The organism is Lentzea indica (genome assembly GCF_012184385.1).
Taxonomy (GTDB): Bacteria; Actinomycetota; Actinomycetes; order Mycobacteriales; family Pseudonocardiaceae; genus Lentzea; species Lentzea indica.
Genome location: NZ_VSRL01000299.1, coordinates 1 through 10,093, shown reverse-complemented (window position 1 = coordinate 10,093; position 10,093 = coordinate 1). Strand labels below are relative to the sequence as shown.

General features: G+C 70.2%; 10 protein-coding genes and 1 pseudogene. 2 read left to right on the top strand and 9 right to left on the bottom strand.

The annotated features are described in order from the left end of the window. Positions 1 to 355 (top strand): substrate-binding domain-containing protein (locus FXN61_RS42730; RefSeq protein WP_167979549.1); only part of this gene is annotated, 355 nt, incomplete at its 5' end. Here FXN61_RS42730 and FXN61_RS42725 read toward each other — a convergent pair. The 4 genes from FXN61_RS42725 to FXN61_RS42710 are packed head-to-tail and all read right to left on the bottom strand — an operon-like array spanning position 344 to position 3,393. Beyond that, entirely contained in the window at positions 344 to 1,111 is a 768-nt protein-coding gene (locus tag FXN61_RS42725) for an alpha/beta hydrolase (protein ID WP_167979548.1), read from the bottom strand. The genes FXN61_RS42730 and FXN61_RS42725 overlap by 12 nt on opposite strands. Positions 1,112 to 1,127: 16 nt before the next feature. Beyond that, positions 1,128 to 1,538: a hypothetical protein gene (locus tag FXN61_RS42720; protein WP_167979547.1), complete on the bottom strand. Its 411-nt coding sequence runs from the start codon at positions 1,536 to 1,538 to the stop codon at positions 1,128 to 1,130. A gap of 2 nt (positions 1,539 to 1,540) precedes the next feature. Then, positions 1,541 to 1,963: a hypothetical protein gene (locus FXN61_RS42715; RefSeq protein WP_167979546.1), complete on the bottom strand. Its 423-nt coding sequence runs from the start codon at positions 1,961 to 1,963 to the stop codon at positions 1,541 to 1,543. Between the two features lie 23 nt (positions 1,964 to 1,986). Then, complete coding sequence (locus FXN61_RS42710; RefSeq protein ID WP_223165836.1) at positions 1,987 to 3,393, bottom strand: MFS transporter; 1,407 nt, start codon at positions 3,391 to 3,393, stop codon at positions 1,987 to 1,989. Positions 3,394 to 3,486: 93 nt separating this feature from the next. Between FXN61_RS42710 and FXN61_RS51175 the strand changes: the two are divergent. After that, a pseudogene (locus FXN61_RS51175) lies at positions 3,487 to 4,206 on the top strand (helix-turn-helix domain-containing protein); the annotation flags it as partial. Positions 4,207 to 4,282: 76 nt separating this feature from the next. Here FXN61_RS51175 and FXN61_RS42705 read toward each other — a convergent pair. Genes FXN61_RS42705 through FXN61_RS42690 form a run of 5 tightly spaced genes read right to left on the bottom strand, consistent with a single transcriptional unit; the run spans position 4,283 to position 9,965 of the window. After that, positions 4,283 to 6,049, bottom strand: coding sequence for a glycoside hydrolase family 9 protein (locus tag FXN61_RS42705; protein ID WP_167979545.1), 1,767 nt, complete (start codon positions 6,047 to 6,049; stop codon positions 4,283 to 4,285). 45 nt (positions 6,050 to 6,094) lie between these two features. Beyond that, positions 6,095 to 7,063, bottom strand: coding sequence for a PP2C family protein-serine/threonine phosphatase (locus FXN61_RS42700; RefSeq protein WP_167979544.1), 969 nt, complete (start codon positions 7,061 to 7,063; stop codon positions 6,095 to 6,097). Continuing rightward, positions 7,063 to 7,911 (bottom strand): tetratricopeptide repeat protein, encoded by an 849-nt coding sequence (locus tag FXN61_RS53690; RefSeq protein ID WP_312878432.1) that lies wholly within the window; start codon positions 7,909 to 7,911, stop codon positions 7,063 to 7,065. Before FXN61_RS53690 ends, FXN61_RS42700 begins: the two co-directional genes overlap by 1 nt. Next, positions 7,908 to 9,221, bottom strand: coding sequence for a serine/threonine protein kinase (locus tag FXN61_RS53685; RefSeq protein WP_246292895.1), 1,314 nt, complete (start codon positions 9,219 to 9,221; stop codon positions 7,908 to 7,910). The genes FXN61_RS53690 and FXN61_RS53685 overlap by 4 nt, the downstream gene beginning before the upstream one ends. Before the next feature lie 15 nt (positions 9,222 to 9,236). Continuing rightward, on the bottom strand, positions 9,237 to 9,965 hold the full coding sequence (locus FXN61_RS42690; protein WP_246292894.1) for a glutamate ABC transporter substrate-binding protein: 729 nt from the start codon (positions 9,963 to 9,965) through the stop codon (positions 9,237 to 9,239). Positions 9,966 to 10,093 lie beyond the last annotated feature (128 nt).

Below are 10,093 nucleotides of genomic sequence, written 5' to 3'. Positions count from 1 at the left end.
CTGCACGGCGCCGCACCTCGCCGAGGCCGCCGCCACCGCGCTGCTCGACCTCGACCGGCCACCCACGGCGCTGTTCACCGCGCAGAACCTCGTCACCGTCGGCGCGATGCGCGTGCTGCGCGCCCGCGGCCGGCAGCACCGCACCGCGCTCATCGGGTTCGACGACTTCCCGCTCGCCGACATGCTCGAACCCGGCATCACCGTCGTGCGCCAGGACGTCCCCGGCATCGGCCGCAAAGCCGCCGAGCTCATCTTCGCCCGCATCGACGGCGACACCTCACCACCCGTGCACGCCGTCGTCCCCGCCGCGCTCGTGCGCCGCGGTTCCGGCGAGATCGCGCCGTCAGCCGACTGACAGCACCGCGTCCACGACCTGCGGGCCGGACAACAGCACCTCGTCGTTGTGGTCGGCGCCCGCGACCTCGATCAGCTTCGCCCGCGCCGCCGTCGCCACCTCACGGCTCTGCGCCGGCGGCACCACCGAGTCCGACGTGCCCAGCACCACGACCGTCGGAACGTCCACACCGGACAGCCGCTCCACGAGCGGGTACTTGTCCTGCAACAACATCCTCACGGGCAGCCACGGGTAGTGGTGCGAGCCGACAGCCGCCAGAGACGAGAACGGTGAACGCAGCACGAGCCCGGCAGGCGCGCGATACGTGGCCAGTTCGACCGCCACCGCCGCGCCCAGCGACTCGCCGAAGTAGATCACCGGGCCGTCGATCAGGTCCAGCGCCGCCCGCGCGTCGTAGGTCAGGCCCTCCTCGGAGGGCTTGCCGGGGTTGTCGCCGTAACCGCGGTAGTCGAACAGCAACACCGACAGACCGCGTGAGGTCAGCTCACGCGCCAACGGCACCCGCCCCAGCCGGTTGCCGCCGTTGCCGGGGAACACGATCACCGTCGCCCGTGCGTCGGGCAGCTCGAAGTGCCATCCGCCCAGCATCAGGCCGTCCGCCGTCACCAGCCGCACGTCGCGGCCACCGGGCAGAACCTCCTCCGCGGACGGCAGCGGACCAGGGGAGGGGAAGTAGACCAGCTTGCGATGAAAGGCGAAGACCACGGCGATGATGGTGACAACCACCACCGCCGCGATCAACACCGGGGCTCTCATCACCCCATGATGAGGCTCAGCAGCGCTTCTCGGTGTTCGCGAAGTGCGCGTACTCCGGGTTGTCCTGAAGGTGCCCCTGCGCCTGGGTGCACACGCTCAACGTGTTCGTGCCCTCCGACCACACCTCCTGCTGCCGGTTGCGGCCCTTCTTGTACCCCTTCGAGCCGCTGGGCGTCAGGATCGCCGCCGAGACCGTGTAGTTGTCACCGCGGTTGTGGAAGGAGTCCCACACGTACACGTAGGCCCAGTTCTTGTTGCAACCCTTGAACTGCTTCACCGACGCCCACTTCTGGCCGGCTTCCCAGCCGATGTAGGCGGTGCCGCCGATCTGCGTCACCGGGCCACACCCCGGCGCCGACTCCGCGTGCGCGACCTCCGGCATGAACGTCGCCATCAGGGCCGCGGCCACCACGAGTGAACGCTTCATCGTCAGCACCTCCAGTCGGTTTCGGCGGTCTGCCAGACATCGCTGATCACGAAGTCCTTCAAGGCAGCGACCGCGCGGGTGCACTTGGTCAGCGAGTCGGTGCCCGCCGACCACCCCTCCTGCTGGTTGCGCGGGTAGGTCTTCTGGCCCTTGATCTGCTCCGCCACGTCCATGGCCACGGTGATCTGGAAGTCACCGACCCGGCGGGCGAACGAGTCCCACACGTACACGTACGCCCAGTTCTTGCCACAGCCCTTGAACTGCTTCACCGACGCCTTCGCGTCCCGGGAGTCACCACCGATGTAGGCGGTCTTGCCGATCTGCGTCACCGGGCCGCACCCCGGCGCCGACTCCGCGTGCGCCACCCCGGACGACAGTCCGGTCAGCACGAATGCGGCCACCGCCGCGACAGAAACGAATTTCACGGCACGACGGTGCCCCGCCCCAGTTAGTCAGCGGTAAATCGGCGTGGCAGCAGCAGCGCCGCGGCCGTGGCGGCCACCAGCATCACCACCGCCACGACCAGCGCGACCCGCAACCCCGCCACGGCCCCGAAAACCGCCACCGCGAGCGCACCGCCCGTCTGCCGGAAGGAGTTCAGCACCCCGGCAGCCATGCCCGCCCGGTCCGCGGCGACCTCTCCCATCAGCAGGGCGGTCAGCGACGGAACCGCCAGACCCAGGCCGAACCCGACCGGAACGAGCAGCAACGCGATCACCGGCATCGCGGTCGGATCGCCAACCAACAGCGCGCACAGCGCCAGCGCACAGATCGCCTGTCCCGCGGCGATCGGCACCCGCGGCCCGACCCTGGCCGCCACCCGCGCCGAGACCAGGTTGGCCGCGGCGACCACCGCCGTCATCGGCACGAACATCAACCCCGCCGCCTCAGCCGACAGGCCCAGCACGTCGTGGAAGTGCAGGCTCAGCACGAACACCAGCCCGTAGAAGGCGGCGTTCACCACGAACCCGATCACCACCGACAGCGTCACCGTGCGCGAACGGAGCAGGCTCAACGGCACCATCGGCGCCGCCACCCGCGACTCGACCAGTAGGAACGCGACCGCCGCCACCGCGGCAAGACCGAGCGATCCGAGCACCACGGGCGAGCCGAAGCCGTGCTCCCCGCCGTCGATCACCCCGAACGTCAGTGCCACCAGCGCCACGATCGCGGTGATCTGACCCAGCGGATCGAGCGGCCGGACCAGCCGCGGTGAACGTCCCGCGCGGGCCAGCACCACGAGAGTGGCGACGCCGACCGGCAGGTTGACGAAGAAGATCGCCCGCCAGCCCAGAGTGCCGGAAAGCACCCCGCCGACCACCGGACCAGCGGCGATCGCGAGAGCACCACCGACGGTCCACAGCGCGATCGCCCGTGCCCGTCGCGCCGCGTCCGGGAAAGCCTGCCGGACCAAAGCCAGCGACGACGGCAGCATGACCGCGGCCGCACCACCCTGCAGCAGCCGGGCGGCGATCAGCTCGCCCAGCCCCGGCGCCAGCCCGCAGGCCGCCGAGGCGACGGTGAAGACCGCCACGCCGGCACCGAACGCACGGCTCGCGCCGACCCGGTCCGACAACGCGCCCGCCGACAGCAGAAGTGCCGCGAACATCAGCAGGTAGGCGTCCACGACCCACTGCAGCGCCGCCGTACTACCGCCGAACTCGCGCCCAATGCTGGGCAGCGCGACGTTCATCGCCATGGAGTCGAGGTTGAGCAGGAAGATGCCCAGGAAAGCGGTAGCCAGGACCAGCTTCGGTCCGGCCGCCTGGCGCCGGACCTCTGGTACGAGAGTTGTCACCCGCTCAAGGCTGGTGAGGATCGCGAGCGCCGGGCAGACCGCGATCTTCGGGGTCACGCCAGAGGGGGTGTGACACGGCCAGGGAACCGAGACCTTCCGCTGGAAGACTGACGACCATGACCGAGTTCGGGAGGTTCCTGCGCGCTCGCCGTGGCGGCATCAGCCCGGCCGACGTCGGGCTGCCCGCCAGAACCGGCCCGCCGCCGCACCCCCGGCCTGCGCCGCGAGGAAGTGGCGGCACTGGCAGGAGTGAGCATCGACTACTACGTGCGGCTGGAACGCGGCAAGGAGACCCGCCCGAGCCCCTCCGTGGTCGAGGCGCTGGCCGACGCTCTGCGCCTGAACTGCGAGGAGCGCGACTTCCTGCGCGGACTCGCGGCACGCGCCGCGCGGCAGGCACCCGAACCCCGTCCACTGCCCTCACGCCGCGTCCGCCCCACCGTCACCCTGCTGCTGGAGACCTTGCGGCCCAACCCCGCGTACGTCGTGAGCCGCACCAACGACCTGCTCGCGGCCAACCCCGGCGGCCTGCGACTGCTGCACGGCATCGAGGACTGGCCGGAACGGCAACGCAACACCATCCGGTACACCTTCCTACACCCCGCCGCCCGCGAGCTGTGGATGGACTGGGAACAGAAGGCACAGGCGTGCGTCGCCCAGCTCCGTGCGATCGCCGGCACCGACCCCGACGCCCCCGACCTCGCCTCGCTCGTGGGCGAGCTGATCGTCAAGAGCCCCGACTTCAACCGGCACTGGGAACGCTACGAGGTGCGCTCGATCGGCGACGGCGAGAAGACCATGCACCACCCCGAGGTCGGCACCATGACGCTGTCCCACGAGGGACTGACCCTGAACCGCACTCAGGGTCAGCGCCTCGTCGTCTACCTGGCCACGCCGGGCACCCCGGACCACGACGCGATGACGCTGCTTGACCTGGCCGCGGGCGTCACCCCGCGGCCACCGCGTACAGGAACCACGTCGAGTGCGGGATCCACTGCTCGAGCCACCGCCAGTCCGTGTTCGGACCCGACGACGCCACACCCGGATCCCACTCGATCCCACGCCCGTCCGCGCCACGACCGGTGACGCCGTTGACGATCCCGCCCGCCGCCCTGATCCACCGCCACGACCCGACCGCCGAGCCGTCCGGGTACTCCAGGTAGATCGGCGCCGTCCTCCCGCTGCCCTCCAGCATGCACACGTCGAACGGGTTGCAGCCCACGATCCAGCTCAGCTGATCCGCCGCGTACGACCGCAACCGGGCCGCGAACGCCGCGTCGAACCGCGCAGCCGCCAGCCGCGCCGCCGCTGCCAGCGAGGCCAGGCGCGCGTTCTCGCCCTGCCACCACGTGCCGGCCGCGTCGTGCGGGAAGAAGAACCCGTCGAACCGCTCACCCGCCGCCGTCTGCACCACCTGCCGCGCATACCCGAACGGGTTCGGCACCGCGCCGGTGATCGACAGCTCGAACTCCAGCGACTTCCGCACCGCCGCAAGCACCTCGGAGCCCGCGATCGACGAGTACGCCAGCAACGCCACCACCGGCATGCCCGCGTCCGACGGATGGAAGTACGGCCGATCCTTGTCATCGGCCCGGAAATTCCCGCGAGGCATCAGCCGCGCCACCAACGACGACGCGCGACGATCCGCCTCAGCCCGGTACTCGGCCTTCGACGTCGCCTTGAACAACTCCACGGCCGCGAGCAGCACGTTGTAGTCGTCCTGGATGTTCTCCTTGCCGTCGTTGGTCAACCGCACGTTGTTGACCTGCAAGAACGAGAACGCCGCCTCAGCCGCCGCCAGGTACCGCGACCGCGGGAACTCCCCGTCCACCGAACCCCGCGCCGCCCGCGCCAGAGCCGCGACCGCGACACCACAGCCCTCGCGGTAGTTCAGAGGCCCCATGCGCAGGAAGCGTTTTGACGGGTCGATGCCGATGTCGTCCTCTTGCGGCTGCCGCACCGAGCCGTAGAACGACCCACCCGGCATCTGCACCCGCACCAGGTAATCCGCTCCGTACAAGGCCTCGTCGTGCAGCAACTCCCGCAGATGCCTGAAGTCCGCCACCTCACGCCGCGTCAGCTCGTCGTAGGCCGCCCACAGCACGTAGGCGGTCAACGGCAACTGCAGCGTGTTGCAGAACGAGTACCGCGACAGCTGCGTGAAGTGCTTCGACCAGTCCGCCGCCGCGTCGTACCAACCGCCGTGCGCGTCCACACGCACCGACGGATCCGGCTCATACGGCAGCGACCGATCCACCCGGTCGTACTCACCGAACGACCGCGAGTCCTTGAAGAACCGCACCACGTGCGGCAACGTCCGCCGCTCCAGCACCAGCGGCTCCACCACGAACGGCCGCGACACCGCACCGTCCGTCGACAGCACGAACTCACCAGAACGTGTGAACCCGGAGAAGTCCGCGACCGAATAGAACGACGGCACCGCGGGGAACTGGTTCGCTTTCCAGTCCGCCACCGGGCCCACGTGTTTCGCCGTGCCGCGATGCACGACCTTGCCCGTGCCGTGTTCCACCAGCTCGAACCGGTGCACGCCCGGCGTCGAGCAGGCGATCACGGCCCGCTTCGGCCCGTCCGCCTCATACCCGACGTTGTTCGTCAGCACCCACGTCACGCCGCCAGGGGCAGCCGACGCCGTTCCGGCCGCAGCCAAAGCCCCAGCCGTGCCCAGCAGGAATCCACGCCTACCTGTGCCCATCCCGTACGCCTCCAAAACGTAACGGAGGGCGGCGGCACGGTCACTCTATGGTGCAGGAGCGAACGGCACCAGTACGACGGTGATGTTGTCGTGGCCGCCTGCTTCGAGGGCGACCTTCACGAACTCCTCCGGCCCGCACGGCAGCAGCGGCTGCAGGTCCTCCGGCTGAGGCCGGTAGTTGTGCAGCCCGTCCGAGCACAGCAGGAACACGCCAGGAGAGGTGGGCTGCAGCGTCGCGACCTGCGGCACCACCGGGCCGGCGTCAGCGCCGATCCACCGCGACAGCACGTGCGCGCGACGGTCCGTGCGCGCCTGCTCCTCGGTCAGCACACCCTCCGCGACCAGCTGCGCCGCCCACGTGTCATCGGTCGTGAGCTGCTTGGAGCCCTCCTCCGACAACCAGTAGGCGCGCGAGTCGCCCACCCAGCCGATCGTCGCCGAGGTGTCCGTGACCAGCACCGACACGAACGTGCACGACGGCGCGACACCCCGCCCACCTGCCTCGACCGGCTCGGTCTCCACGAGCTGCTCGACCGCGAAGCAGGAGGCCGCCACGGCGTCGATCATCGCCTGTTCCGGATCCGCGGTGTCGATCAACGCGTTGAGCAGCACGTCCACGGCGGCGTCGGCGGCGGCCTGCGAGGCCTGCTCCGCGCGTTCCGAGGACGCCACCCCGTCGCAGACCACAGCGGCGACACCCTTGCCCGCGACGGTCCCGAACGCCATCGAGTCCTCGTTGCGCGCTCGTCGCTTGCCGCGGTCGCTGACCCCGGACACCGTGCCTAGCGTGTACTCCACCCGGTCACGCGCCGATGGCTGGTGCCGGCCGCACTGCGTGCAGTAGTCCTCGTCGTCGATGTCCGGCGAGCCGCACAGGATGCACGAGGCCTGCGCGGGACCGGTCGGCCCGCCCAGCGGCGTGCGGCGGACGAGCAGGTTGCGCCCGCACGCCTCGCAGAACCGGTCCTCCTGCGCGACGGGCGCGAGGCACTCCGGGCACTTCAGGGTGTCCATCAAACCAACGTCCTAGGCCTTACCGCGTTCGCGCGGTCCACCAATGCGATCCGTTCCTCCGGCGTGGCCGCGAACCGGGCCAGCGTGCGGTAGCGCCGCTCGAGACCCAGCCGAAGCTCGTGTTCGGAGAGTGCACAGTCCAGCACCCTGCCCTCCGCGGCCTGATTGCGGGTCACGTAGTCGTACGCCGCCTCCAGCACCTCAGCCGACAGCTGGGTGTGCGAATGAACGTCGATGTCCAAGGCGTGCAACCGTTCCCCGGCCGCGACGAGGTCCTCGGCACCGCAGTCACCGAGCTGCGCGCGTACCGCCGCGATCTGCGCCGCCAGATGTTGTGAAGAAGTGTCCGGAACGGACAGCAGCACGTCGACCGCCCGCGCCCGGTCCCCGCAGGCCAGCAGCACCCGAGCCAGACCGAACGCCGCCGACACGTACGCGTGGTCCGTCCGCCAGACCAGCTCGTACCAGCCCGCCGCCGCTTTCAGGTCGCCGGTGGCCTCCGCGCACACCGCGAGCGCGAGCTTCGGCGCCGCCTCACCGGGCACCGCCGAGCACACCGCGTCGAAGAACCCCAGCGCGTCCTCGGCGCGTTCGTCGGTCAGCGCGGCCAGGCCCCGGTACCAGTCGGGCCGCCAGTCCTCGGGGTCGAGCTCGGACTCGTCGAACAGCGACGGTGTCGTCAGAGCCTCCAGCTCGCGCAACGCGGCCTCGGTGTCCCCGGACTCGATCAGCACCCGCACGATCCGCAGCCGCACCTCGACGGTGAGCTCCGGTGCCTTGCGCAGTCCCGCCGGATCCGACGTCGTCGCCGTCGCCAGCCAGGAGGCCGCCGCGTCCGAGGTGCTCACGCTCGCGGCGGCAGCACGCCTGGCGCCACCTCGGCCAGGTCCAGCGAGCCCTCCACACCGAAGCGGCGGCGTTCCGGCGTGAACTGCCGCGACGGGCCCGGCCGCTGCACGCCGTCCTCGATCGCCAGCACCTCGCGCAGCACGCCCGTGAGCTGGTCGGCCATGTCCTCGGCGCTCGAGAAGCGCAGCTCCGGGTTCGGGTTCGTGGCGCGCAGCAGCAGCCGGTGGAACGACTCGAACCGCCCCAGCAGCGGTTCCTCGTCCACCGTCGGCAGCCGGTCCTTGCAGCGGCCGCGGAAGTCGAACGGGAAGCTCATCACCGCGAGCGCCCGCCCGACGGTGTAGATGTCGGAGAACACCGACGGCCCGATCGTGCCGATCTCCGGCGCCTGGTAGCCGACGGTGCCGTAGATGGGGGAGTGGTGGTCGTCGATGCGCCGCACCGCGCCCAGGTCGATCAGCTTGAGCTGCTCCTCGGTGTGGATCATGTTGTCCGGCTTGAAGTCGCAGTACAACAGCCCCACACCGTGCAGGTATCCGACCGCGGGCAGGATCTCCAGCACGTACGCGATGGCCTGCGCCAGCGGCAGCGCCTCGTCGCCGCGGCCCTCGCGGCGCCGGTGCGTGATCATGTCCTTGATCGACTCGCCGCCGACGTACTCCATCACGATGTACTCGACGAGGTTGCCGGTCTTGCGGTCCGCGTGCCGGATGAAGTTGTGGATCTTCACGATGTTCGGGTGCTCGACCTCGGCCAGGAACCGCCGTTCGGCCAGCGCCGCCGCCATCGCGTCCGCGTCACCCGAGTCGAGCAGGCCTTTGAGCACCACCCACCGGTCACTCACCGCGTGGTCGAGCGCCAGGTACAGCCACCCCAGGCCACCGTGCGCCAGACACCCCAGCACCTCGTACTGGTCGTGCAGCACCTCGCCCGGTTCCAGCTTCGGCGTGAACGAGTACGCGTGACCGCACTGCGGGCAGAACCCCTCCACCCGGCCCGGTTTGCCGTCCTTCTGCCTGCCGACCTTCTTGCCGCACTTCGAGCAGAACCGCTTCGCCTCGGGAACCTCGGGGTTCTCCAGCACCGCCGTCTTCGGATCCCGGTACGGCACCCGCGGCACCTCGACCAGGCCCGCCCCCAGCCGGCCACGGCTCATCGACCGCGCGCTGCCCCGGCGGGTGCGCCCGGAACTGGAGCGGCCCGAACTGCCTCGGGACGCCTCCTGCGACACCGACCAGGGTGCGGTCCCCGGCGACGTCGCGGGCCCGGTCGCGGGCAGATCCAGTTCCTCGCTCGACTCGTTCTTCATCCCGGGTGCCCCTCCCTAGTCCCGATAACGAGCGACAGGCGGCGCTGGTGCCGGCCCCAGCGTGTTCAACCACCGCCCGTAGATCGCACCCCACGTGCCGTCGCCGCGCATCCGCTCCAGCACACCGTTGACGAACCTGACCAGGTCCTCCTGCCCCTTGGGCACCCCCACGCCATAGGGCTCCTCGGTGAACCTCGCCCCCACCACCTCGGTATAGGGGTCCTGCGCCGCCAGCCCCGCCAGGATCGTGTCGTCGGTGGAGATCGCGTCCGCCTGCCCCTGCTGCAGCATCACCAGGCAGTCGGTCCAGTTCGGCACGCTCACCGTCGTCTTCACCCGGTTCACGACGTTGTTGAGCGACGTCGACCCCGACGCCACGCACACCTTCTTGTCCGCCAGGCTCTCCACGCCGGTGATGCCGGAGTTGCGGCGCACCAGCACCCGCTGCCCGGCCTGGTAGTAGACCTGCGAGAAGTCCACGTCCCTGAGCCGGTCGCAGGTGATGGTCATCGTCCGCACGACGAGGTCGACCTCGCCGCGTTGCAGCATCGGGATCCGTTCGGCCGAGGTGACGACCTTGAACTGCACCTTCTTCTCGTCACCGAAGACCGCCTTCGCGATCTGCCGTGCCACGTCGACGTCGAAGCCCTCGATCTCGCCGGTGAACGAGTTGCGGAACCCCATCAGGTAGGAGTTCTGGTCCACCCCGGCGATCAACCGGCCGCGCTTGAGGATCCGTTCCATGTTCGAGCCCGCCGGCATCTGGCCCGGTGCGGGGAGCGGACCAGGACGCAGGCTCGCCGTCGCGTCACACGCCGGCGCCGGTCCCGGCGAACTGCTCGGCGCCGCCGTCACCGTGCTCGCGTTGGCCG

Excerpts from the sequence above, each read along its gene's own strand:
- FXN61_RS42700 (WP_167979544.1), bottom strand. The coding sequence starts at position 7,063 with ATGGACACCCTGAAGTGCCCGGAGTGCCTCGCGCCCGTCGCGCAGGAG.
- FXN61_RS42690 (WP_246292894.1), bottom strand. The coding sequence starts at position 9,965 with ATGGAACGGATCCTCAAGCGCGGCCGGTTGATCGCCGGGGTGGACCAG.
- FXN61_RS53685 (WP_246292895.1), bottom strand. The coding sequence starts at position 9,221 with ATGAAGAACGAGTCGAGCGAGGAACTGGATCTGCCCGCGACCGGGCCC.
- FXN61_RS42725 (WP_167979548.1), bottom strand. The coding sequence starts at position 1,111 with ATGAGAGCCCCGGTGTTGATCGCGGCGGTGGTGGTTGTCACCATCATC.
- FXN61_RS42705 (WP_167979545.1), bottom strand. The coding sequence starts at position 6,049 with ATGGGCACAGGTAGGCGTGGATTCCTGCTGGGCACGGCTGGGGCTTTG.
- FXN61_RS42720 (WP_167979547.1), bottom strand. The coding sequence starts at position 1,538 with ATGAAGCGTTCACTCGTGGTGGCCGCGGCCCTGATGGCGACGTTCATG.